This window comes from Cryobacterium sp. TMN-39-2, from assembly GCF_004402745.1.
In the GTDB taxonomy this organism is placed as follows: Bacteria; Actinomycetota; Actinomycetes; order Actinomycetales; family Microbacteriaceae; genus Cryobacterium; species Cryobacterium zongtaii.
The window spans coordinates 145585-170052 of record NZ_SOFX01000038.1 but is presented as its reverse complement, the minus strand read 5'-3'; the positions used below and the strand labels follow the sequence as shown (position 1 = coordinate 170052).

Annotated in this window: 22 protein-coding genes; 4 read left to right on the top strand and 18 right to left on the bottom strand. The window is 63.7% G+C overall.

Going from position 1 to position 24468, the window contains the following annotated elements; all coding sequences use genetic code 11:
* Nucleotides 1–8 precede the first annotated feature (8 nt).
* From E3O57_RS14745 to E3O57_RS14735, 3 genes are all read right to left on the bottom strand, one after another.
* Entirely contained in the window at nucleotides 9–1043 is a 1035-nt protein-coding gene (locus E3O57_RS14745) for an NADPH:quinone reductase (RefSeq protein ID WP_103478676.1), read from the bottom strand.
* Nucleotides 1044–1140: 97 nt separating this feature from the next.
* Complete coding sequence (locus E3O57_RS14740) at nucleotides 1141–2163, bottom strand: TM2 domain-containing protein (protein ID WP_241990440.1); 1023 nt, start codon at nucleotides 2161–2163, stop codon at nucleotides 1141–1143.
* Between the two features lie 214 nt (nucleotides 2164–2377).
* Nucleotides 2378–3595 carry an MFS transporter gene (locus tag E3O57_RS14735; protein ID WP_241990439.1) on the bottom strand — a complete coding sequence of 406 codons (1218 nt, stop codon included), beginning with the start codon at nucleotides 3593–3595 and terminating at the stop codon, nucleotides 2378–2380.
* Between the two features lie 54 nt (nucleotides 3596–3649).
* On the opposite strand from E3O57_RS14735, the gene E3O57_RS14730 reads away from it, so the two are divergent.
* Nucleotides 3650–4123: a helix-turn-helix domain-containing protein gene (locus tag E3O57_RS14730; protein WP_241990438.1), complete on the top strand. Its 474-nt coding sequence runs from the start codon at nucleotides 3650–3652 to the stop codon at nucleotides 4121–4123.
* A 68-nt stretch (nucleotides 4124–4191) separates the two neighbouring features.
* Here E3O57_RS14730 and E3O57_RS14725 read toward each other — a convergent pair whose 3' ends face one another.
* The 3 genes from E3O57_RS14725 to E3O57_RS14715 all read right to left on the bottom strand — a co-directional run bounded on the left by E3O57_RS14725 (nucleotide 4192) and on the right by E3O57_RS14715 (nucleotide 6459).
* A complete protein-coding gene (locus E3O57_RS14725; RefSeq protein WP_133159705.1) occupies nucleotides 4192–4803 on the bottom strand; it encodes a hypothetical protein in 612 nt (203 codons plus the stop codon).
* Between the two features lie 11 nt (nucleotides 4804–4814).
* Nucleotides 4815–5885 (bottom strand): hypothetical protein, encoded by a 1071-nt coding sequence (locus E3O57_RS14720; protein WP_103478674.1) that lies wholly within the window; start codon nucleotides 5883–5885, stop codon nucleotides 4815–4817.
* Nucleotides 5886–6081: 196 nt separating this feature from the next.
* Entirely contained in the window at nucleotides 6082–6459 is a 378-nt protein-coding gene (locus E3O57_RS14715; RefSeq protein ID WP_103478673.1) for a helix-turn-helix domain-containing protein, read from the bottom strand.
* An 81-nt stretch (nucleotides 6460–6540) separates the two neighbouring features.
* Here E3O57_RS14715 and E3O57_RS14710 point away from each other — a divergent pair, with 81 nt between their 5' ends.
* Nucleotides 6541–6954, top strand: coding sequence for a RidA family protein (locus E3O57_RS14710; protein ID WP_103461718.1), 414 nt, complete (start codon nucleotides 6541–6543; stop codon nucleotides 6952–6954).
* A 246-nt stretch (nucleotides 6955–7200) separates the two neighbouring features.
* On the opposite strand, the gene E3O57_RS14705 is transcribed toward E3O57_RS14710, so the two are convergent.
* The 5 genes from E3O57_RS14705 to E3O57_RS14685 form a co-directional block, all read right to left on the bottom strand.
* Nucleotides 7201–7722, bottom strand: coding sequence for a DUF202 domain-containing protein (locus tag E3O57_RS14705; protein WP_103478672.1), 522 nt, complete (start codon nucleotides 7720–7722; stop codon nucleotides 7201–7203).
* Nucleotides 7723–7933: 211 nt separating this feature from the next.
* A complete protein-coding gene (locus E3O57_RS14700; RefSeq protein WP_103461720.1) occupies nucleotides 7934–9460 on the bottom strand; it encodes a PTS ascorbate transporter subunit IIC in 1527 nt (508 codons plus the stop codon).
* Between the two features lie 42 nt (nucleotides 9461–9502).
* Entirely contained in the window at nucleotides 9503–9775 is a 273-nt protein-coding gene (locus E3O57_RS14695) for a PTS sugar transporter subunit IIB (protein ID WP_088456877.1), read from the bottom strand.
* A 58-nt stretch (nucleotides 9776–9833) separates the two neighbouring features.
* A complete protein-coding gene (locus tag E3O57_RS14690; RefSeq protein ID WP_103461721.1) occupies nucleotides 9834–10295 on the bottom strand; it encodes a PTS sugar transporter subunit IIA in 462 nt (153 codons plus the stop codon).
* A 139-nt stretch (nucleotides 10296–10434) separates the two neighbouring features.
* Nucleotides 10435–11610 (bottom strand): ROK family protein, encoded by a 1176-nt coding sequence (locus tag E3O57_RS14685; protein ID WP_103478671.1) that lies wholly within the window; start codon nucleotides 11608–11610, stop codon nucleotides 10435–10437.
* A gap of 96 nt (nucleotides 11611–11706) precedes the next feature.
* Here E3O57_RS14685 and tkt point away from each other — a divergent pair, with 96 nt between their 5' ends.
* Nucleotides 11707–13779, top strand: a complete 2073-nt coding sequence (gene tkt, locus E3O57_RS14680; protein ID WP_103478670.1) for a transketolase — start codon at nucleotides 11707–11709, stop codon at nucleotides 13777–13779.
* 11 nt (nucleotides 13780–13790) lie between these two features.
* Nucleotides 13791–14486: a deoxyribose-phosphate aldolase gene (deoC, locus tag E3O57_RS14675; protein ID WP_103478669.1), complete on the top strand. Its 696-nt coding sequence runs from the start codon at nucleotides 13791–13793 to the stop codon at nucleotides 14484–14486.
* 55 nt (nucleotides 14487–14541) lie between these two features.
* On the opposite strand, the gene E3O57_RS14670 is transcribed toward deoC, so the two are convergent.
* The 7 genes from E3O57_RS14670 to E3O57_RS14640 form a co-directional block, all read right to left on the bottom strand.
* Nucleotides 14542–16137 carry a DUF6119 family protein gene (locus tag E3O57_RS14670; protein WP_103478668.1) on the bottom strand — a complete coding sequence of 532 codons (1596 nt, stop codon included), beginning with the start codon at nucleotides 16135–16137 and terminating at the stop codon, nucleotides 14542–14544.
* 664 nt (nucleotides 16138–16801) lie between these two features.
* On the bottom strand, nucleotides 16802–17224 hold the full coding sequence (locus E3O57_RS14665) for a very short patch repair endonuclease (protein WP_241990437.1): 423 nt from the start codon (nucleotides 17222–17224) through the stop codon (nucleotides 16802–16804).
* Nucleotides 17225–17387: 163 nt separating this feature from the next.
* A complete protein-coding gene (locus E3O57_RS14660) occupies nucleotides 17388–18113 on the bottom strand; it encodes a DUF6339 family protein (RefSeq protein ID WP_133159704.1) in 726 nt (241 codons plus the stop codon).
* Nucleotides 18110–19003 carry a hypothetical protein gene (locus tag E3O57_RS14655; protein ID WP_103478666.1) on the bottom strand — a complete coding sequence of 298 codons (894 nt, stop codon included), beginning with the start codon at nucleotides 19001–19003 and terminating at the stop codon, nucleotides 18110–18112. Before E3O57_RS14655 ends, E3O57_RS14660 begins: the two co-directional genes overlap by 4 nt.
* On the bottom strand, nucleotides 19000–20457 hold the full coding sequence (locus E3O57_RS14650; protein WP_133159703.1) for a hypothetical protein: 1458 nt from the start codon (nucleotides 20455–20457) through the stop codon (nucleotides 19000–19002). The genes E3O57_RS14655 and E3O57_RS14650 overlap by 4 nt, the downstream gene beginning before the upstream one ends.
* Nucleotides 20458–20807: 350 nt before the next feature.
* A complete protein-coding gene (locus tag E3O57_RS14645; RefSeq protein WP_103478665.1) occupies nucleotides 20808–21800 on the bottom strand; it encodes a PD-(D/E)XK motif protein in 993 nt (330 codons plus the stop codon).
* A complete protein-coding gene (locus E3O57_RS14640; protein WP_133159702.1) occupies nucleotides 21797–24355 on the bottom strand; it encodes a Z1 domain-containing protein in 2559 nt (852 codons plus the stop codon). Before E3O57_RS14640 ends, E3O57_RS14645 begins: the two co-directional genes overlap by 4 nt.
* Nucleotides 24356–24468 lie beyond the last annotated feature (113 nt).

Here is a 24468-nt window from a genome sequence, read left to right as displayed (position 1 = left end):
GCGCTCTCCTACTGGCCGGCCGCCACGTCGATCAGCACCTTTCCCACCACGCCGCTCTCCACCAGCGCATGGGCATCCGCGGTGTGCGCGAGATCGGTGCGGTGCAGCGGCAGCCCGGCCTCCTCCCCCACGGCGAGCGCGCCGTCGATGAGGGCGGCGGTGATGTCCTCGGCCGCGGCCCGAATCGCGTCCATCCCCACCGTGTAGAGCAGCACGAACTGGTAGCGCACGTTGAGGCTGAAGTGCTGGCGCACGTCGAGGGTCATCTGGTCGCCGCCGTTGTTGGCGTAGACCGCGATCGACCCACGGTTACGGATGACCGCCAGGTCTAGCCGCGCATTCTGGGCGGGTGCGACCTCAACGATCAGGTCCACCCCCTCCGGTGCGATCGCCCGGATCTGGGCGACGATGTCCGGGTCGGTGTAGGTGAGCACGTGCTGCGCGCCGGCGGCGGTGGCCAGTGCCGCCTTTGCGGGTGAGCTCACGGTGGTGATGACGGATGCTTCGGCCCACCGGGCCAGCTGGATCGCGGCATGCCCGACCGCCCCGGCCCCGCCCGCCACGAGCACCACCTTGCCGGCCAGCGCCCCCGGCTGCAGCCGGCGCGGACCGTCTTCGGCCACCGTCAACGCGCGATGCGCCGTGATCGCCGGCACCCCGAGGCTTGCGCCCTGGTCGAAGCTCGCGTTCGCCGGCAGCCCGAAGACGCGCTCCGCGGGGAGCACGGCGTACTCCTGGGCCGAGCCGCTGTTCGCCCGCTGGTATGCGGCGAGCGCCAGCCAGACCCGGTCGCCCACCGCGACATGCTGCACGCCGGCGCCGACCGCATCCGCGATGCCGGCACCGTCCTGGCCGGGCACCACGTCGTCGAACGCGAGCTTCTCGCCCGGCGCCGAGCCGGCGCGGGACTTCCAGTCGGTGGGGTTCACCCCGCTGACCACGATGCGCACCCGCACCTCGCCGGCGCCGGGTTCGGTCACCGGCCGATCCACAAGCTGAAGCACGGACGGGTCACCGGTCTGGCTGTACACAATGGTCTTCATATCAGGGGTAACGCAGCCGCCGCCGGAATGGTTCCCGTGGCAGCACAACGGCCCCGCAGCGATGGTCGCTGCGGGGCCGTTCACGTGCGCGTGTGGGTTAGCCCTGCGCGATGGTCCAGGGACCGGTGGCGAAGACGGCGATGACCGACGGGCCGGCGCTGATCGGAACGGTGCCCGAGTAGGGGCTGGCGCCGTTGACCAGGCTGGCCCCGCTGAAGTTGCCGTTGGAGTATTCGACGTCGGTGTACTCGAATACGGCGAAGACGCCTTCAGTCTCGGAGCCGAGCACCAGGTTGGTCGCGTCACCGTTGTAGAAGAACACGTTCTCGCCGGTTCCGGCGGTCGGGAGCTCGGTCGCGTAGGAGATAGGCGCAACGTCGATCGTCCAGGGGCCATCTGCCGTGATCTTGAGCGAGACAGCAGGCTCCTCGGAATCGAGCCCATACAGACCGTAGGCGAGGATGCCGGTGTACGCACCGAAGGCATTCACGCTCATTGCCGACATAGTGGGCTGGTTCTGCGCGTCCAGCACCTCTACGAAGAAGTTACTTGTTCCCGCGTGGGTTGCCCGCACCAGTCCGGCCGCGGTATCAGCCGGCAGCGTGACGACCGAGTCACCGGTGCCGGACTGGCTGATGGCCTCGAACGTGCCGTACTTCTCGTCGGCCCAGGCGGCCAGGTCGGTCGGCTTGGCCACGGTCTCGGCCTCGACCGGCGCGGCGGCGGTGCCGTCCAGCTCCTGAGCGGACTGCGAGATCGCTGCCACAGTCGCCGCGGCGGTTGCGCCAGCCACGGCGCCGCCGATGCCACCAACCACAACGAAGATGCCCGTGATAATCCAGGCCAGGACCTTCTTCTGGTCATAGCCGGTGAGCGGCTGGCCCTGCTTGTCCTTCGTCTTACCGATGAGCACGATGATCAGGTCGATCAGCGACCAGATACCGAGGCCGCCGGCGGTCACGAGCTTGAGCACGCCGGTGCCGATCTTGCCGAGGTAGAACCGGTCGGCGCCGAAGCCGCCCAGGAGCCAGGCGAACAGCCAGGTGGCGACGAAGCTCCGCTGCGGGTGGACCGGCGTGGTCATCACGATCGGATCTTTGGTGACGGTGGGGGTGGACATGTGACTCCTTGGTGAGCGTGACAACTCTGGGAGCCGACAGCCGCATGGACCGACGTCGCGTGTGTCCCCCCAGAACACGTGTCTAAAGGATAGGGCCCTTGGCCCTGATCAACGGACAAAACAGACTCATATTTCCAAGCTGCGCTCAAGGCACCCCGGCAGATGTGGCAAAGCGCCCGCCCCGACTCGTCGACGCGGCCGGCCGGCCGGGCAATCAACGCGCACTACCCCGAGGACGCCTACGGAAAGACCAAGCCCGGCGTGCGTGACGCTCTCGCCGAGCTCGCGCGGTGAGCGCCCAGGTGAGCAGGGCGCCGGTCGCGAAGAACGCGCCGAGCAGGGCCGAGCCGGTCCACCCCGCGGAGTCGTAGAGGGCGGTGGTGGTCGTGGCGCCCAGAGCGGAACCGAGAGAGTAGAACACCATGTAGGCGCCAATCGTGGTGCTGATGCGGTCGGAATAGGCGGCGGTGAGGATGTGCTGGTTGCTCACGTGCACGACCTGCACCGCGAAGTCGAGCAGGACCACGCCGGCCACCAGAAGGATCAGCGACCAACCGAGCTGTCCGATGGCCAGCCAGGACACGACCAGGGCAACGAGCGCGATGCCCGCGATACGGTTGGCCTGCCCCGTGTCCGCCCAACGACCGGCGCGACCGGCACCCGCCGCGCCAGCGAGGCCGGCCAGGCCGAACAGGCCGATCTGCGCCTCGCTGAGGTACCACGGCGAAGCACTCAGGGGCAACGCCAGTCCGCTCCACAGTGCACCGAAGGACGCGAACAGGAAGAACGCGATCAGTCCACGGCCCAGAAACGCGGGATGCGTGAACATGCCGGCGAAGGAACTCAGCAGCGACCCATACCGGGAGACGCGCCCCCGGCCATCCGCAGGCAGCAGCAGCAGGACCAACCCGGCCAGCGTCGCCGCGAGCACGGCGAGCACCACGTAAATGCTGCGCCACCCCCACACCTCCGTCAGGAGCCCAGCAAGCAGGCGCACACCGAGGATGCCGATCAACACGCCCGACGTGACGATGCCGATGTTGCGGCCGCGCTCGGACGGTGCCGAGAGGGCCGTCGCGTAGGCGACCGCGGTCTGCACCACCACGGCGAACAGGCCCGCCATCGCGAGTCCGACAAACGCCAGCCACGCTTCCGAGGCGACCGCCACCACCATCAGGCCCGCCGCGACCACTACCAGGTGCACCAGGATCAGGCGCCTGCGGTCGAGGAGATCCCCCAGCGGCACCAGGAGAATCAGCCCGACCAGGTAACCGAGTTGGCCCACGGCCACGAACCATCCCACCGCGTCGACCGGCACACCCAGATCACGCCCCATCTGGCCCACGACCGGCTGCCCCGCATACACACTCGCCACCGCGACCCCGCAGACCACCGCAAGCAGCACCCTTGTCCATCCGTTGATATCAACCACCCCTTTCAGTTGCAATTTGCTACTCAACGAAAGCTAGGGCAAACTGGTTGCACAATGCAACTCAACGGAGGTGTGATGCCGGACGCCCCACCCGCACGCGTCGTGTGGACAGACCCGAACTGCCCGGTGGCCCGAACGGCCGACCTGGTCGGTGACCGCTGGAGCCTGCTGGTCATCCGGGACGCGATGGACGGCGCCCGAACCTTCACCGATTTCGTTCAGCGCACAGGCATCGCGCGCAACATCCTCACCGACCGACTGCGCAAGCTCACCGCACACGGCCTCCTCACGCAGGTAGATGCGCCGTCCGGCACCCGCAAGCTCTATCAACTCACCGACGCGGGCAAAGACTTCTTTGCGGTGATCGTTGCCCTGCGGCAGTGGGGCGAGCGTCACGCGTTCGCCGACGGCGAAGATCGATCGGTGCTGCTCGGTGCGGATGACGCCCGCGTTCCGCAACTCGTGCCGAGAGCGACGGACGGAACGGTTCTGACAAGCGAGAACACCCACGTCCGGCGGACGGCGTAACGGCACGAATCCGGCTATCTCGACTTCCAGCAACTCAACCGGCAGCTACGGAACCGGCGCGCCGGCCGCTATGCCGTCGGCTCGAACGTGATCGCGCCCGCCCTGGCGAAATCCCGGATCAGCACGAGAGCCTCTTCCACCAGGACCGAGTCGAACGTTCGTCCCTGGTCCTTTTCGTTCTTCTCGACGCTGAGCCGCCCCTCGTGGTCTGCGAGAACCTCTGTCTTTACAGCTAGGGCTATCTCTCCCAGAGTGCGCTCACCGTCGACGAACGGCAGAAAGCGCGCACCAAGCTCCGAGACAGCGAAGGGTGCGTCGTCGCCGGCACGGAGGAGATATCCCTCGTCCAGGTCCTCGACAACGGCTATGTCCCGCCGCGGTACCGGCACCACTGTGAGGTCCTCAAAGCCGGCGTCGCCCGCCACCAGCGCTATGAAACCTTGACCTGCCAACCAGCCGAGCAAACCCAACTCTTCCGCCGTGAAATCACGGTCACCGACGGTGGGGTCGAGCGAGCTGATCAAGGTGCAATACGCCGGAGTCAGCTTCACCCCACGCTTGTCGCCACCGGTTCGGTCACCCACCGTAAGCGTGTGGCCGCTCTCAAAAGGCGTCAAATAACCCAGTCCCACGTAGCGAATTCCGGGGTTCACCATGGCCGGGTCGTAGTGGATGGTCATATGCATCGCGCTCAGGCCTGAGCTTTCTGCCCGAATTCCCCGAGTAGTTGATTCAATTCCGCAGGGTTGGTCGAGTGCGGTGCCCGTGCGAGTGGCATCTCAACGGCGATGAGGTCAGACTGCGCCGGGGGCCGCCCGTGGCCGTCGAAGAGCGCAAGCTGCATGAGCCGATCAGCGTAGCCTTCGGTGCGCGGTGACTCGTACCAGGTGAACCCTGTGTAGCCAGGCTCCACGGCAAGGGGATCGAAGCGCCAGCGCTCGACCCGTGCCCTCGACTCGTTCTCAACGGTCTGGTCTTGCCGCGCTGCCCGCTGCTTCTTCCGGCGAACAACGATGAGCGCGATGCCCAGCCCGAGGAACAGGGTAAGGGGTATGGCCTGCGGGATAATCGATCCCGCAGCCCCAGGATTGATGGCCTCGCAATCGGCTTCGCTGAGGAGGATATTGGATGGGTCGTCGAGGGTCGCCAGACATTCTTCGTAGGTGAACCCGCCCGTGGCAGGCGCGGAATCCGTGACGCTCAGCGCGAAAAGCTGAACCAGCAGGCCGAGCATGAACAAGCCGGCCACAGCGAAGCTCACTATGGAAGCAACTTTCAGACCGGATTGACGCAGACTTGCCGGGCGCCGCATGAGACGCTGCTTCTCGTCATTGGGGATCTCGGCCTGGGCCTGCCCGATAGCCCGCGCCCAACCCTGCAGCCAGTGAGAATCACGATCGCGCAGTGTCTGCGCAAGCGCGAAGGCCGGCTCCCGCCAGGCCAGAAACGCGACCCCTTCGGGTGTCTGCCGCCACCTGGCGAATTCATTCCATGTGATCTGCTCGGCCAGCTCATTCTGGCGCTCGGCCATGACGTGCTGCAGCGCAAGCTGCTCCTCTGCTGCCCGCGCCGCGCGAGCCGCCTGGAATGCAGTTGCGGCCTGGAAACCCGCGCCGACCCAGGCGCCGGTCGCGGCGCTCCGTGCGGCCTGGCTCGTTGTGGCGTTGCTCTGAGCCGACTGCGCCGTCGAGCGCGCGGTGTCCTGTAGGTGACGTTCGCTGTTGTGCAGAGAGTTGCGGATGTCGCGGATGTCTTTGGCCATAGCTGTGTTCCCCCGTTGTCTGAGCCGGCGCCGGTGACGTGGCACAGTTGCCCGTGCCCTCCTCTGCCGACCTCCACCTCATCGGAGTGTAATGGCCGGACCAACCGGGCGACAGCAGCATTGGTCGGCGTCAACCCCCGACGGAATCTCCACCGAGGGCGATAAACTCGCATTACCTCGTGAATGGCTGCGGCGGCTACGCCTCCTCGGCGTCGAACCGCTCCCGCGCCCGCTCCACCTCGGGCATGTTCTCGGTGGTCCAGCGCAGCAGCGCGTCAACGAGCTCGTTGAGCGTGTTGCCCACCGGCGCGATCCGGTACTCCACCGCTACCGGACGGGACTGCAGAACCACTCGCTCAATCATGCCGTTGCGCTCGAGCCGGCGCAGCGACGCGGTCAGTGACTTCTGTCCGATCGCCGGGATGGCTCGGCGCAACTCGTTGAACCGCAGGTCCTTCCCACACAGCACGTCGAGCACCTGCAGCGACCACTTATCGAGCACCTGGTCGAGCAGCTCGCGGTGCGGCGCATCCACCTGGAGAAGTTCAGATCCGGCCGGAGAGGTTTCATTCACGACACCTAGTCTCGTTGAAGTTCCCTTCGTGCACTAGGTAGACAGGAGATACCACTTGAAAACCTCGACGAAAGCAGCCCTATGAGCGTCCAGACCCTGTCCCCCGCCAACATGTTCCAGCCCGTCCCGTACCATCACGTCGCCATCGGCACGGGCACCCGACACGTACACGTCGCCGGTCAGATCTCCCGCGACGGCGACGCCAACCGCATCGCCACCGGCGACCTCACCGGGCAGGTCGCCCAGGTGCTCCGCAACACGGCTCTCGGCCTGGCCGGCGCCGGTGCGACCTTCGCGGATGTCGTGCGGCTGCGCTTCTTCCTCACCGACGCATCCGCACCAGGCCGGGTCGAGGACTTCATGGCCGGCATCGAACTGGTGGCCGACGAGCTGGGGCTGCCGCAGCCGCTGCCGCCGGTGTCCGTCATCGGCGTGGACTTCCTCTTCGAACCCGACGTGCTCGTCGAGCTCGAGGCGTACGCCGTGCTCGACTGAGCGAGTGCGACGTTTCGCGGGTCAGGCGCCGTTGCGCACCAGGCGCGCCACCCGCGAAGCGGCGCTTGGCCCGCGCAACTCGGAAGGCCGGCCGCGCGGCACCCACCCAGTCGGCGGGAACTGACGTGCGATGCACCTACTGAACTCCCGAGAAGTCGCTTTTGAGCCCTCGGAGCGCCCCCAACGGGCCCCAACTGGTACCTCGACGGAAGCACTCTCGCGAGGTGACAGCTGGGACCGCTTTACTCACCACCAGCGGAACCGGCGGGGCACCGCGCCGGCCAGTGTCGCCAGCCCGCCGAGGGCGCAGAGCGCACTGACGCCGGCGAGAACTCCATCGCCGGCTGGCCCGGTGAGCAGCAGGATACCGACGCCGAGCGCCACCACCCCGAGGGTCAGCCGCCACGCCAGGCGCACCCGGGGACTGTGCTCTCGTCGGGCGACGCCACTCCTGCTCGGCCAGCCGCTGCGGGGGCCGGGTGGGTTCGGGTTCTCCACCTCCGGGCCGTCGACGACCGCGGCGAACTCGTTGACCCACCGGCCGGTTCCTACCTCGGGGCAGTTCGCGTGCACGCTGTCCCTGATGGGCCCGAAGTCGGCCGGCGACCCCCGGTACATCGCGGCCGTGAGGCTCACGTCGAACTCGACGCGGCCATCCGCCCAGCAGGCGTCATACCGCACGCGGCGCACCGGCCGGCGACGCCACCGGGATTCACCGATGAATCCGGTGGCGCGCACGGCGACGGGATGGTCTGTGGTTGCAGGCATAAGTCGATGCTCACACACCCAGTCCGCAGCAGCGCCCGCCCACGCCACACCGCGGCGGTCGTGATTGTGGAGACCCCGCACCCCGCACCGGCGCTACACTTCGCGAGCCGGGCCGCGGATGCGAGGTACACCAGCCGCAGCGCGCCCCACGTACAACGGCCGAAGGGCGACCCCGCACCGCGGAGCCGCCCTCTGGCGATGCAGAAAGAAGCTAAACGGCCTCGGCCGCCGCCTCCTTCTCCGCCTTGCGACGAGCCTTCTCGGCGTCGAGCACGGCCTTCTCGGCCGCCTTCTCCTCCGCAATCCAGACGTCACGCTTGGCCCCGGGCACCCAGCCCTTGTCCACAACGCGGATCTGGTAGACGATCGCGACGCTGACAAGCACCACGGCGATAAGGATCGCGAGAATCACTGCGAGGCCGCCGCCCACGCCCACGCTGACGCCCACGAGGGTGCCGAACCAACCGAAGTCGGCGTCACCGAAGGTGCTGTTGGCAAAGCCGAAGTCGCCGAGCACCAGCAGCAGAATGGCGGGCAGGATGGTGATGATCACGCCGTTGACGAAACCACCGATCATCGCGCCGAGGCGTCCGCCGGTCGCGTTGCCGTAGACACCGGCTCCACCACCGGTGAAGAAGTGCGGCACCATGCCGGGCAGGATCAGCGCGAGGCCGAAGACCGGGTTCAGCCAGACCGCCAGCACGCCGAGGGCGAGGAGGCCACCGGCGAAGGAGCTCAGGAAGCCGATCAGCACGGCGTTGGCGCCGAACGGGAACACGATCGGGATGTCGAGCGCCGGACGTGCGCCGGGGACGACCTTCTCAGCGATGCCCTGGAACGCGGGAACCAGTTCACCCAGCACGGTGCGCACACCATAGAGGATGATCGCGACGCCGACACCGAACTGCAGGGCCTGCGCGAAGGCGGCCATGATGAACGCACCCGCGTCGGCGGAGCCGAAGATGTCCAGGGCTTCCTGCAGCGGCAGGGCGATGAGGCCCCAGATGGCGAAGACCATGTAGATGAGCACCATCGACAGTGAGGTGGCGACCATCGAGTCGCGCAGGAACTTGAGGCCCTGCGGGAACTTGATGTCTTCGGTGGACTTGCTGCGACGGCCCACGGCCTGACCGGCGGCACCGGCGGCGATGTAGCCGAGGGTGCCGAAGTGGCCGATGGCGATGGTGTCGTTGCCGGTGATCTTCTTGGTCCACGGGTGCACGAACGCGGGCATGACCACCATGATCACGCCGAGCAGCAGCGCACCGATGAGAACGACGAGCCAGCTGGCCCCATTGCCGAAGCCGACGGAGAGCACCACGGTGAGCATGGTGGCCATGAAGACCATGTGGTGCCCGGTGAGGAACACGTACTTAAGAGGAGTGAACCTGGCCAGGACCAGCATCACCAGGAACCCGAGGGTGAGCACGTAGGCGCTCTGCGCACCGAACTCGTCCTGCGCGATCGCGGTGATCACCTCGTTGGTGGGGATGACGCCCTGTGCGCCGGTCACCGCGAGGATCAGGGTGCCCAGCGGGTCGAGGGAGCCCACTACGACGTTGGCGCCGGCACCGAGGATCAGGAAGCCGAGGGCCGCCTTGAGTGCGCCTCCGATCACCTGCCCGGAGTTGCGCTTGAGCGCCATGAGCCCGATGGCGGTGATGATGCCGATCAGGTACGCAGGCACGTTGAGGATCTGCTGTCCGATGAAGTTCAGTACGACGACGAGCCACTCCATTGTGGGAGCTCCATATTCTGTGAGAAGGGAAGGTGAAGGGGACTACTCGACGGCGGCGGTGAGCTTCTCGGTGATCTCCTCGAGATCGAAGAAGTTCTTGATGATGATGACCTCGGCGGGCACATCGCCGAGTTCCTCGGCCAGCTCCTCCGAGGTGAGCACGATCTCGGCCGTCTGCGCGGCGCCGCGAGCCACACCCATGTCGGCGGCCTCAACATCCGCATCGATACCGAGCTTGGCGAGAACCTTCTCGGCGTTCATTTTCAGGAGCACTGACGTTCCAATGCCCATTCCACAGACGGCGACGATCTTCATGGGGTGCCTTTCGATTGGGTGAGACGAGAGAGTGAAAAGGGGATGCGTGGGGGCCGCGTTACGCAGCAGCGGCGGCGAGTTCGCCGAGCACGGCGCGCACCTCGTCGGAGGAGGTGGCGGTGCGCAGCCGTTCCATGGCCGGCCCGTCGGAGAGCACCCCGGCCAGGGCTCGCATCACCTGGAGGTGAGCGTCGTGGTCAACGGCGGCCAGGCCGATCACGACGGTGACCGGGTCGTTGGCCTTGTTGCCGAATTCCACCGGGGTGGCCAGGCTCACCCAGCTGAGTCCACCGGTGAGCACCGCGGGCGACGGCCGGGAGTGCGCCAGGGCGATGCCCGGGGCGATGACGATGTAGGGGCCGTGCTTCTCGACGGCGTCGATCATCTCGTCGGTGTAGGCAGCCGTGGTGGCACCACCGGAGACCAGACCCGCGCCCGCCAGACGAATCGCGTCGCGCCAGTCAGAGGCATCCGCCTGGGTCTGAATCGACGACAGCGCTTCGGCGAGGTTGAATGCCACGGGTGAACTCCTTTGTTGGGTGCGAGCCGTCTCAACCTGCGAGAGCGACTGGGATGACTGTATAAGCCTAGGCGACCTTTTGTCTACAAGTGCACCAAAGTTTATTGAGATGCCGTCATCGACCCTCGAGAGTCAGTGCCTACGCGCGGAGCGACACACCGCTGCCGCCGGCGCGGGTGAGCCGGCTGATGCGGTCGGCTTCGAAGAGGGCGTCCTGCGCGATGAGAGAGGCCCCGGTGACCCCGGCAATGTGTCCGAGCCGGGTTTTCTCCACGACCAGGCCCTGCAGAGCGAAGTCCCGGGCGCCGGCGAAGATGGCCTCCCGGATGGGCCCGAGGAACGGCTCGCCGGCCTGAGCCAGGTTGCCGCCGATCACCACGGCCTGCGGGTTGAGCAGCCCCACCACGTGGGCCAGGCTCCGCCCGATGGCGGTGCCGGTCTCGCCGAGCAGCCGCAGCACCTCGGCGTCGCCGGCCAGCGCGAGGCCCACGATGTCGTTGCTGGTGCGCACGCTCCGGCCCTGGGCCAGCAGCTCCTGGCGCATCACGGCGCCGCTGGCGATCGTCTCGAGGCGCTGCATCCGTGCGCCGCCCGCGCCCACCGCGCTCAGATCGCCGGCGCCCCCGCGCGAGCCGTGGTAAATCGAGCCGTCGAGCACAAACGCGAGCCCAACGCCGATGCCGGCCTTGAGCACCGCCACGTCGCGGTAGGCGCTCCACGCGCGCCGCACCTCGGCGAGCGCCATGATGTTCACGTCGCGGTCCACCGCGAAGACGGCGTGTTCGTAGCGGCCGGCGAAGTAGTCCTTCACCAGCACGCCCTCCCACTGGGCGTAGACCTGCGGGGTGGCGAGCCTGCCGGTGACGAAGTCGACCGGGCCGGGCACGCCCACGCCGATGCCCACCACGTCGGCGCGGGTCTTGCCGAGCCTGTCGAGCATGTGGTCGAAAACCTGGCCGGCCCACTCGAAGATCTCCGCCGGGCCCTCGCTCAGCCCGATGTCGGCCTCGTCCTCGCTGAGGATGGCGGAGACCAGGTCGGTGATGGCCAGTCGGGTGTGCGAGCCGCCGATGTCCACGGCTAGCAGCAGCCCGGCGTTCGGGTTCACCGCGAACTCCTCCGGCGGGCGGCCGCCGCGGGAATCGAGCTGCCCCACGCTCACCACGATCTCGGCGAGCAACAACTCGTCGAGCCGCCGGGCCAGGGTGATGCGCGACCAGCCGAGCTGATCGATCAGGTCGCTGCGGGTGGTGGCCCGGCCGGAGCGGATCAAGCCCAGCACCACACCCGAACCGGTGGAGAGAGTGTGCGCCATCGAATTCCCGTTCCTTCCGAAGAACCGGACTGCGCGCTGACACGGCAGCCAAACCTCTTGTTGACTTAAGTACATTTGTATACCAAAGTGTCTCGCATGGCTACCGAAACGAAGAAATCCCCGTCAACGACGACGCACACCGAGCTCGACGCCCGAGCCGTGGCGAGCGCCCAAGCCTTGGCCGCCCACGTGGTACAGGCCAAAGGTCACGGACACGGCGGCACCGCCATGGCATTGGCACCAGTGTCCCACGTGTTGTTCTCCCGGGTCCTGCGCCACTCCCCCGCCCAGCCCGACTGGCCCGCCCGAGACCGGTTCGTTCTTTCCGCCGGTCACGCCAGTCTTTTGCTCTACACCCAGCTGTTCCTCACCGGCTACGGGCTCACCCTCGACGACCTCGCCAAGAGTCGCACCCTGGGCTGCAAGACCCCCGGCCACCCCGAGGTGCACCACACCGTGGGCGTGGAGATGAGTACCGGCCCGCTCGGCCAGGGCGTCGCATCCGCCGTGGGCATGGCCATGGCGTCCCTGCACGAAAGCGCCGTGTTCACCCCCGGCTCCGCCCTGCTCGACCACACCACCTGGGTGCTCGCCGGCGACGGCTGCCTGCAGGAGGGCGTCTCCGGTGAGGCCTCCAGCCTGGCCGGCACCCTCGGCCTCGACAACCTGGTGCTGATCTGGGACGACAACGGCATCACCATCGACTCCGGCACCGACGCGACCTTCACCGAAGACGTGCGCGCCCGGTACCGGGCCTACGGATGGCGGGTGCTCGAGATCGACACCCCCAACGACCTCGACGCCCTCGAGGCCACCCTGCGCGAGGCCGCCGAGCGAACCGGCAAGCCCACCCTGGTGGCCCTCCGCACCGTGATCGGCGCCCCGTCGGCCAAGTTCGGCGGCACCTCCGCCGCGCACTCCGGCGGCTTCGGCGCCGACGAACTCGCGCTGGTAAAGACCACGCTAGGTTTCGCGCCCGACGCGCCCCTCAACGACCTCGTCGCCCCCGACACGCTCGAGCACACCCGCGGCGCCCTGGCCCGCGGCGAGCGGATGCACACAGCCTGGGAGGCCGACCTCGCCGCCTGGGCCACCCGGGAGCCCGAGGCCGCGGCACGCTGGCGGGCCTTCCGCGGCGGCGAGTTCTCCACCGCTGCCCTCGACACGGTGAAGCTGGGCGAGCCCGGCGAGGCGATCGCCACCCGCAAGACCAACGGCGCCGTGCTCCGCGCCCTGCAGGGTCAGGCCACGCTCTGGGGCGGCTCGGCCGACCTGGCCGGCTCCACCACCGTGGAGGTGGACGGCGACAGGTTCTCCGCCGCCAACCCGGCCGGCGAGTTCATCAGGTTCGGCATCCGCGAGCACGCCATGGCCGCCATCCTCAGCGGCATCGCCCTGCAGGGCCCGTGGCGCCCGTTCGCCTCCACCTACCTGGTGTTCAGCGACTACATGCGCCCCAGCATCCGCCTGGCCGCCCTGATGGGGCTCGGCGCTGTGTACGTCTACACCCACGACTCCGTGGCCGTGGGCGAAGACGGCCCCACCCACCAGCCGGTGGAGCAGATCGCGTCGCTCCGCACCGTGCCCGGCCTCGATGTGGTGCGCCCGGCCGACTCCGTGGAGGTGGTCGCCGCCTGGCGCCGCATCCTCGCCGCCCCCGACCGCCCGGTCGCGCTCATCCTCAGCCGGCAAGACCTGCCCGTGCTGCCGAGCACCGACTCCACGATCGCCGGCGTGACCGCCGGCGGTTACGTGCGCTGGCAGCACGGCGACGGCCACGACCTGGCGATCCTCGCCACCGGCAGCGAGGTGCACCTCGCCATCGACGCCGCCACCCAGCTCGCCACCGAGGGCATCAACGCTCGCGTGGTCTCGATGCCCTGCGTCGAGTGGTTCGCCGAGAAGAGCGCCGACTACCGCGAGTCGGTGCTGCCGGCCGCCCTCCGCGCCCGGGTCGCCGTGGAGGCCGGCCGCGGCGACGCCTGGTACCGCTGGATGGGCCTTGATGGCCGCGTCGTCTCGGTCGAGGAGTTCGGCGAATCGGGCAGCGGCCCCGAGGTGCTCCGCCGCCGCGGCGTCCACCTCGACGCGGTCATCGCCGCCGCGCACGCCGCCCTCGCCGGCACGCCTGCTGCCCCGCACGGCACTCCCGAACTCGTCACCAATTAAGGACTGTTTTCATGACCAACGTCTCCCTCGACGCCGCGAGCGTCGCCCGCCTCATCGACCACACCCTGCTCAAGCCCGAGGCCACCGCCACCGCCGTGACCGCCCTCATCTCCGAGGCCATCGAGCTGGGCACCTACTCAGTCTGCGTCTCCCCCTCGATGCTGCCGCTCAGCATCCCCGCCGGCGCCGACCTCAAGGTCGCGGTCGTCTGCGGCTTCCCCAGCGGCAAGCACCACAGCACCATCAAGGCCGCCGAAGCCGCTCTCGCCATCGCCCAGGGTGCCGATGAGATCGACATGGTCATCGACGTCGGCGCGTCCAAGGCCGGCCGCTTCGCCGACGTGCAGGCCGACATCGCGGCGGTGCGCGCCAGCATCCCGGCGCCGAAGGTGCTCAAGGTGATCATCGAATCCGCGGTTCTGACGGATGCCGAGATCGTTGCCGTCTGTCAGGCCGCCGTGGCCGCGGGCGCCGACTTCGTCAAGACCTCCACCGGCTTCCACCCCGCCGGCGGCGCGACCGTGCATGCCGTGCGCCTGATGAAGCAGACCGTGGGCGACCGGGCCCAGGTGAAGGCGTCGGGCGGGGTGCGCAGCTTCGACGATGCCCTCGCGATGATTGAAGCGGGTGCGACACGCCTCGGCGTCTCAGGCAGCGCGATCCTGCTCTCCGTTGCCACGGCAGCCGGGCAACCGGAAGGCTACTAACTACCCTCACGCATTCCGCGCTGCCGGACATTGAGTTACTGTTTTCCTCGGGTTCTCAGTTGTTTAGTCTGGTCACCGAAACCTTGAATCCGAGGCTTGCGAGTTGTTTGCCGTGCTGCATCAAGTTCAGCTTGCTGAAGAACGGCAGCCACTCCATACCGGGCTTCGTTGATTTAGCGAGTACCACGTAGGAGACAACGTAACGAGACTTGTCGACGGCCGAGGTACCATCCGGTACGAGGTCAAGCCATGCTCCCTGGGAAGCGATTGGCACTGACGAAACGATCTCCTTGCGTAGCTCGTCCCGGTAGCTCGGGTCGGAAAGAAACGTGCTGGCTGACACCGATCCTTGAGCGAAGAGGTGGCTAAGCGTTGAAGAGCGCGACTTCCGTTTAACGTGCAGTATTTCCCCGTTTGCGGAAAGGAGGTCGCAAAATTCTATGCCTGAAGCAGCACCACCCGGGCGCCTGATCTTCGCATCTAGAAGTAGAAATTTGTCGGGGTTAGCGGACGCCATTCTGGCGTTGTAGACGGGCTCGGTTTCAGCCGGCGTGCCGTCCGTCAGCCCAGCGGTGGAAGCCGGCAACGCGTTCACAAACAAGTCAACCTTGTCCACCAGCGACTGGCTCACATTGAACCATCGCCCCTCGATCAGAACGTATAGCTGCCCGTTGACACGCTGCTCGCTAACCAAGCACTGAAAGATATTCCATATTCCGTCGGGGTCTCCACCGCGTGCATAGCGCACGGACACTGACCTTGATTTTAGAAGTTCTATCGTCAGTGCCGCAGCGTTTGCGCCCAGTGCACTGAGATACGAGGGCAAGTCAAGGTCGTCGTATTCCGTTGTTCGCGTGCCTGCAATTCGAAAGGCGGCTATGTCCTCCCAATCGATAGGCTCGGGCATCGCCATATGCGTGTTGCTCGAATCGTTCACCCGAAGCTGATCAACCAAAACAGCGTTGAGAGTGCCAATAGTGCCTATGTCGTTGACCAGGGACAGATGATCTATCCACTCAAAGTCCGCAAGATAGGCAGTGTCCTTATAGGCGGCCAGAAATTCATCACATTTTGCTGGGAGGTCGTTGACCTTCGTAGCCAGGGTGACAACCAGCGCGTCGGACCCGGAGAGCCGCTTGGCGAGAGTTTTGTCCCTAGGCTCGCCGGTGACGGCTCGAAGGATATCCCGCGACACGTCCACTCCGAACGATGGCAGGTCGGAACTCTTACTGGTCTGAGTGTTCCTTGTAACCACCATGTCTTCGAATGTCTTTGTGTCCATACTCCGAATCTGAGCTGGGTCAATGCGGTTCAGCGCGACTCTCAGCCCGAATTGGCGTTCAATTTTGGAGGGATCTAAGTAGGACTTCGCGTACCCGAACGTAATCGCGAAGAAGCGCGAAGCACCCTTAATCACGAGAAGACCGGATGCTGAAGCAGACGACAGGCCGGTCATCGAAGTGTCGAGTACCGGCTGGACGAATGACATCCAAGCGGGAGGACGCGGGTGGGAGGGCGTGAAGTAAAACGCTCCGTTCAGACCGCTTGCCGGGACGAGGGCGACCTCGGTGAGATTCTTATCGGGCGAGATGGCATCACCTGGTTTCATCACGTCCTTGAGTAGAAGGATCGTGAGTCGTGTGCTTGTCATTCGTTGCCGCTGGTGTACGTGCGTCCGAAGACCAATCGTGACATGTCGTCCCTCAGGGGCCGAGTTGTCTGATGCCCAGTGCGAAGGCCCGGATACACGCTCATGCCGCACTCCCCGTCACAGTAGAGCCCGGAAAGAGAACACCAGTGATACTCGCAATAAATGGCGGCGCTACTCCGCTCTTACTTCCCATCGATTTCCCCCCAAGTTAGTGATTCTTATTAAGCGTGTCAGTGCGGCGCTGGCGCCAAGGCCAGTTCTCACCCCCAATCCGGGTACGGGCCGCGCACACCCACCACCTGTTCTTTCCAGTGTTATGGTGCGGTATCTGACTCTTTCAGCGGCGACCGTATGTGCGGTTGCGGTGAGCGCCCTCGCTTCATTGCAACGTGGACGAGGGACAAGGCTTGTTTGAGAAGCCATCTTGCCGAGGAGGTTCGTCCCGCGGCCTGCAAGGGCGCTGGTGTCGGGGAGCGTTGCAATTCAGCGACCCGGAGGTTCGATAAGCGAGTTCGTCCGACCAGAAGTCAGACTGATATGGCTTGAGACCGGGGACCGGTAGCGCTCGGGTCGTCGACGTTCTATCGGGAGGTCGCGACCGACGCCCTTACCATCGCTGTCCGCTTGCATTCAAAGTCAGGCAAGGGCAGTTCATTTTGTCTTCCTACCGAGGCAGGTTCACCTTGTCTGGTTCCAGCCTCCCGTGGACGCCTTGTCGGCGGCTCCCGATTGCCACGCAGATTTCCTGAGCCACTTCGGCCGGTGACTGATGGCTCCAGAACCGCATGGTCGTCCAGCCAGCGAGCCTCATAGTCTCGTTCGTCTCAGCGTCGCGCTCCACGTTCCGACGAATCTTGGGTGCCCAATAGTGGGCATTTGTCTTCGGGGGGACATAGTGAACCGGGCAACCGTGCCAGAAGCAGCCATCTATGTACACAGCGACTTTCCATCGGGTAAATACGATGTCACCGGTACGTCGCAAATTCGGTATCGGCCGCATATTCACGCGAAACCGCATTCCTCTCCGGTGAAGAATTCTGCGGATTGCAAGCTCAGGGCCCGTGTCCGTGCCCCGATTCGCAACCATAGACTTTCGAACCGACCCTGACGAGGCCCACGAACTTGACGCCATTGTTTAAGGATAGGTGAACGACGGCCGGTGTGGAATTGCGCACCTGAGGCAAGGACAAAGCGACGTTCGATACTGGGCCATGCGTTCCATCGTCGATCTTTGTGGTCGAACCCGTTAGTCAGACGTCGCGAAATTGCTGGCTTTCCTGAACCGCAGAAGTACACATCTGGCTCACCTGATCGTCTGAAAGCGCTCGAGTATCCACGAATCCAAGCCTTCTCCTTAGACGTGCGGTCACATCGCGAATAAGGGGTCGCCGGTCCCCGCCCCCTCCTGGTGTTGCCACCACTACCGCTTGCCCAAGGGCTCGGACTAGCCGCGGGTCCCCTCCAATCGAGCGCCGTTCAATGAGCTGGTTCAAGTCGCTTTCGGAAAGCTGTTGAAGTAGTTCAGGATCATCCTGGAACACGACTGCCTGCCACCAAAGTCGGGCCCATGTATGTCGGGTGAGATCTGACGCAACCCACCTCTCCTGGTTCCCCAGACCAAATCTCCAAGCGGTGACTGAAGGGAGAACAACAAGGGATAAGAAATTCCACACATCGCGCGAGCCAGCTTCAGCCCAGGTGAAATCCAATTCATCGTGGAGAACGAAAGCTGCCTCTCTATCGAAGGCGATGCGGTTGGAATCGCTTGCAGCCAGTGGATAGCCGAACTTCTTGGCAACCCCAGTCATCAGATGAATGAGACGGTCGATGGACGCTTCTGTTGCGCGGCCACCTCCTACTGGCGCGTAGACCTGTTCCGGATGCACGGACTGCTGCTCGAGCGGGCTGTCCGCGTGTAGGGCCAGGAAAAGTGGCTTCGCCACTGCCAATGGCAACCGGGGATAAAGAACGCTCATCGCAACAACCGCCCGAACCCGGCCTCGCGGGCGACACTTGTAATTCTCGACCGGTATTCCGAGAGCTCGCCTGCGTCCGTGGGCGGATGAAGGTTAGATGCACCAGGCGACTTCAGCCACCGCGAGAGCACCTCGCCCACCGACTCCGGGGGCCAATTCTCCACGAACTCCAGTTCCTCTCGACGTTCCAGACCGAGTTCGATGAACAAAGTCGCCACTTCAAGCTCTAACTGGTCGATCAAGAAAACGTCTCTCGGCGCCTTGCCGCCTCGGCCTATTGCTTTCGCCAGTTCGGTGTCTCTCTTATTGACCATGAGGAGATAGGAGCCCATGAAGGGGGCGTCCAGCTCGAGGGATGTCTGCAACGCCCAGCTGGACTCAGTCCCATAGTTGGTCCCGGCAAAATCAGTCATTGCAATTGGAAACCGTGCCGCCGTGCCCTCAAGGCTCACGCGCCACAGGTCCTCGGCAAGAATCGAACCGACGACTCCCGCGACCCCGCGCCGAGCTACCGACATGGGCTTTGTAAGTGCAAGTGTTGACCTAATCGAAAGCACGCCGCCAATCTGCTTGGATGGCAGGACGAGGTCGACCCGATGCAGCCCGCCGGATTGAACCCTCTTGCTCCAAGCCGCCGACGTCATACCGGTGGACGAGGATGTCCACGAGACAGTAATTGACATCTCCGCGTCCTCGGTGAGACCGGTCCCGGCCAAGACCTTCTCCATGTCAACCGAGACGGTTCTCGACATGGAAATGTCGGTGTCAGGATCCCACCACTCGATCACCTCGGGCAGTGTGGTCGGTCCCTCAAGGCCCTCCAGAAGCCACCCGCGAAACTCTACGGCACCTTCTTGAGGCAGGAGGTATGGGAGCACATCTCTGGTCATGCCCCGTCCAATCGAACTTGGAAGCGCACGAGAGCATCTGGAACATACGACACGACCACCCACCACTCTTCCTCGCGCCCACCGCGCGAAACTAGCGTCGCTCCCAGTGATTTCTCACTGCCGTCGAGCGGCTGCCATTCCAACACGACCGGGACTTCGGCGCCTCGTGGCGGTTCCGTCTCTTTTGCACCGCCATCGACGACAACTACGACACTTGCGACCAGGGTTTGTGCCTTCTCTGACGCCGGGAGTCGCACTCTCGCGACAAGATACGGCTCGCCGTCGAGGAGAACGATGGCTGGCGGTTGGATCACTCGAGGCTGCGCGGACTGACCATGACTTCCGCCGCCGGCACGTCCGCCTGACTTAGTACTGCTTGCTCCAACCGAGCTGACCGTTGGAACCAAAGATGAGAGTCTCGCCGCTAACGCGCCCAGGCCCTCTCCGCTCTCACCGGTAACGTTGACGCCGATTCCCAGCACATCGTTCACAGATTTCAGCGTGAACTGGCGGGCACCAGAAACGACCCCACGGTCTACGCCGGACAGGCCCTTTTCGACCCAATCGTCGTGCGTCGGAGGTTCCGCCAACGCGAAATGGGCGTCCGCGTCCGTGGAGGCCCTGAACACACCTGCATAAGCCAAGAGGTTGTCAGGATGTTCTGGTCCCTCGAGATAGTCGACAACCAACTCGGTCCATCTCATCCGCGCGACATGCCTACTCGGACCGTCGAAGGGGCGCGCAAGTCCAGAATTCTCTGAGTAGTCTTTGGCCGCTACTTGCACAATTCCTAAGCTGCCCCCAACTTTGGGCGTCACGGTACGTGTGTAGGTACTCGAAGCACCTGAACGCACGATATCGAGCGCCTCAACGAACGGAGTAAGTCCTCTAACATCCCGCGGGTTCGGCAGCTCCATCGGAACATCATCTACCAACACTGCGAAATTCATTTTCTGGGCATCTTCGTTGTCTGAGAACTTAGGCCAGAGGTTCCACAGGATAGACGAGGCAATGAACTCTGCGGCCTCGGCGGGAGTGCGCGGACGCACTCTCGTTCCATCGCCTTGAAAGCCCAGGTCGGGCGAGAGCACGACAATATCTGTCCCGGTTCGACCATCATGAAATCCGGGCATCCCCAGACGTGAGGCTACCGTCTCGGCATCGGTCCCGAGCAACGGGTCGGGGATGCCGTCGTCGGCTATTGATCCCCACCAGTGACGACCAGTGAAACGGCGATCCTGCGAGTCGTAATAGCTGCTACCGAGGCAGGCGCCCATGAGCCGGCGTGACTCCTCGTCATTCCCGCCGAGATAGCTATCCACGAAAATTGTCGAAGATTCGCTCAACCGGTAAAAGATCCCTTTTCCGAATCCATACGTGCCGCCGCCCAAAACCGTGTCGCTCGGCTCCCCCACGTTCCTAAGAAACTGAACGAAGTCGTTGCGCTCGTTCACCTTCGGCCTTTGACCTGCTCTAAGCGGACCTCGAAGGCCCACAGTGCCTCGATCCGAGATGGTCAGAATGGTCGACGCCGCTTCAACGGATCTCGACAAGTCAGGCATGCTCCGCCCTTCGGACGAGGGGAGCAGGAGCGATTTCCATGCAGCAGTATTTTCGCCGACGGTCGATATGCGAATGGTGAAGTCAATCTGGGATGCGCTCCCGCGAGCGTCCCAACTGTTCTGGGCGGCCTCCCGGACCATGACAGTCAGTTCATCAAGAGAGGGTCGGCCCAGTTGTTTAGCGATTCCCTCTGCCGCTACAGAACCTTCCGCCGCATACGCTTGGGACCACCACCCGACCGTCACGAGCACACGTCGCTGAGGACAGAACGTAGGTCCTTGCCGCTATCGTGCGGCGTGAGCGAATGAAGCCCAACTTTGTAATTCACTGCGGACACACCCGCTGGCAATTCGGATCCGATGAGGTCTAACTCAGTTAGCCGGGGCACATCAGCGATGATTGGCACATGGTTCATCTTGGCGATGGTGAATCTGTCAGTACTGAACTGATTCTCTTCGTATTGGCGGAGGCCAGCGCGCACGAGCAAATCTGCGAGATGGCTGTCTGAATTCGATAGTCTTTTCGCGTCGAGCGTGAGGTCCTGAAGGGATGATCCATCTGGATCCGCAATGATGGTGAAAACGAGGAGGTCGAGGGGCTGATGCCCGTGGCCTTCCATCTGCTTGATTCCATGGATTGTGATCGTGTCGCTTTCCCTACCTACCGCTTTAACCTCAAAGCAGCGTGCCGGCGCTTCGAAGTCGTGCGTCTCCTTTAGCGGCCCACGCCACCATTTGGAAGCAACTTCGGGATGGAGCTCGAGCAAGCCGCACAGGACTGTAAGTTCAGCAAAGAGTCCCAACTGTTGGCGATAAGAAAGAGCATTGAGCAGTCTCGCCCGGAACAGTTTTCTCCAGCGCGAAATGCACGCAATCGTCGCGACTCCCGGCTCGGTCGCTGTTGCGACGTCATCGAGTACATCGAGAATGACCTCATCGAACTCGCGGTTCAAGTCAGGATCAGCACAGAAGACGTCCACGAAGGATTCTGGCCGACCTCTTTCAAATACAAGTGTCGTCGCTTTAGTTCCTAGAACTGACGCGGTGTTTTGGACGACAACAGCACCGTCCGAGACCGGGATCATCAGGTGCCGAACGCCCGCCGAATCAAGAGCCACTCGGCACGCCCGACCAATTACCAGAACAGCAAGCGGGTAGGCGGCGATTGGCTTGTGTAGAGGCAAGTCGAGCACCGCCCACGCCCGTGACAGGTCCTGGCTTGTCGCCACGCTCATTCGGCGTCATCCTCGGTGTCATGGTCCAGAGCCTCCTCAAGGTCCTCCTTCTCGACGTCAGAGAGGTCAACCGCCACATGTGAGCCGGTGATTTGGTTCTTCAACTGCGCATTGCCCGGGAAGACGATGCCAAAACCAATCACCGTTGTCGCGGCATCAAGAGCAACGCGCCGCACAACGCCATCTGTCGGCTGGTCCCTGACGGGTTCGCTCACCGAATTGATCGGGTATATCACAATGAGTCCCTGATCATGATGGACCTTGTCCGCGTTCCGGAGCGTGACGAGTTTGCCTTCCGGCGCGGACTTGGCCTCGGCCACCGATAGGTCGAGGTCCAGAGCACGATCTTGCTTGCTCATGAGAGTCTTGATGTCCGCGCGGTCAGGGTTATTGTCATTTAGCTTCGACCGAATCAAAGTTTTCACTGAAAGGCCACCCAGGTCAATTGTCGACTCGCTACCACTCATCACCGCTACAGACCAGGTATGCAGCGACGAAGGCGATTCACCAATTTGGCGCTCGATGTACTTTGTCATCAGATTGCTGTCAAGGTCAGGCGAGTCGCCGTGGACCGTGTACTGGCTTAGGAACTGCAGGATTGGCCGAACAGGGACGTTTCGCAGAAGCTCATAGGAATCAGCGCTTTCCCTATCACCTGTAGCCAGGGCAGTTTGTACAAGATCACGCGCGGCGTCCAGATTGTCTTCGAGCCAACCGATGTCGTTCGACTGGAAATACCGCGTCTGCAATCTGCGTCCTGCGTATGAAACGAATGTGGGACGAGCCGCACCCATTTTTGCCGTAATCCGGAGAGAAGGATGGGTACGGATCCGAACGCCAACATCCAGCGGGGTCAGGTTTTGCTGCTGGTAATAATCGATATCGGCTCGCATCTCATGCTCAACCATTGCCAAATGACGAAATGCGCCTTGGAGCGCTTTCGTCATCCAGATTCTCGGAAGGTCTTCGTAACCACCGCGAAACCCGAACCAGCGGCCCATCTGGAGCAGAGTGTCGTAGGCAGTTGCGGCGCGAACGAAAAAGCTGACGACAAGCCCTTCTAAAGTGAGCCCTCGCGAAAGAGTGTTTCCTCCCACGGCAATGGCGACGGTCGGCTCATCATCGCTGTAAACGAGCCGATCCGTGCTCCGATAGTTATCGAGGACGACACGGGTGCTATCGATTGTCTGCCGGAGGTACGGAAGGATCTCGTCGAAAGTATTCTGTGTTCGATCCCAGTCCACTGCAGGAACGCGAGCGGACTCTGCGTCCCAAAAGGCTCTCCAAGCTGCGAGCTTCGCCGGGTCGAACCCGTCGAAATCGGCCAGCGCTTGCTCCCGCAGCTTCAGCAACGGCTCGCGGTACGAAACGTGGACATCATTCTTCACCGAGGTGTGTACGAGCATTGTGCTGTGCCCGTTGTCTCCTCGCGCGCGTCTAGCGGCAGTTGAGACCCAGAACCATCGAACTGCATCCGTCAGTTCTTTGGTCATTGTTGGTGAGAATGATCCAGCCAGCACTTTACCCATTGGCCTAAGCAGCGGAATGTCTTCGTTCGGGACGATTCGCACCATGTCATAGCCGTCAGGTGCAAGTCCAGCATCCTCACCCTCCGCCAGGTCCCGCCCGAAGATCATCTCCGGGCCGAAATAGCCATCTGGCCGGGGCAAATTCAGAATAAAGTCCCTCGGGTAGAGGTCATCGTTGGCTGATGGATCGATGAACACGTTGGCGAACGGGGTAGCCGTATAACCAACGTAAGTACTTCGCGGCATGAGATTGAGCAGCTTGCGGATTAGAGGGTTGATTCTGCCGGTAGCGACTGACGCTTGATCAGCCTCGTCATCAATGACGAGCACTCGCGCGGTGCGCAGGGCTTTTTGACCATCGGGCTTGGCTAGCCACTCTATGAGCCGTTCCAAGACGGTCGCGTTCTTCTTAACTACCGCCAAAACACACTTGTCCGAGAGCAGAGGTGCGGAAGGTGAAGCATCTGGGATGTGGAAGTCGCTCAGCTCTCCAGTCAGCGGCCACCACTTATCTGGATTCAGCTTTTTCAGCTGTTCATCCAGACGTCTTTGCGTCTGCTTACGCAGGCCATTGTGAATCCCAGAGAGGACAATCACCATTCTGTAGTCTTCGTCAGCTAGTTTCGCAATGACAGAGAGGAAGTTCGTCGTCTTTCCACTCTGCACGAATCCGACAACAAGGCCCCTCGAATCGAAGGCCGATTTGTCCGGCCTTGGAGTATGAGCGACGACAGTGCTTGACGCTGTGTCTAGTGAGTCCACTCGGTCTGCAGGCCAGTTCATCGAAGTGAAACTCTCCCGAAGCGGCGGCCAAAATAGATCGTCCTCACCGGGGCCGCTGTACCAGCCGGGCTTTCCAGCGGCGATCACTGGTGGTCCACCCGCCTGGACTTTGGCAAGATCGTGCTTGAAGAGATCGCGGTAAGCCCCTGCCTCCTCCGATCCCAATGAGGACTCAAAGCGAGAAAACGCGTTCTCTAATCCATGTTTTTTGGCCCAACCGGCAAAGACTGGATAGAGATCCATTGTTTCCCCCACATGCAATAGCTTCCTAGATCATTACTAACATGCGGGTTCACCTGCGCATCACCCTATGGGCCGTGAATCCCGAACTGGGGCCAAGAGACGATGAGAGCGTT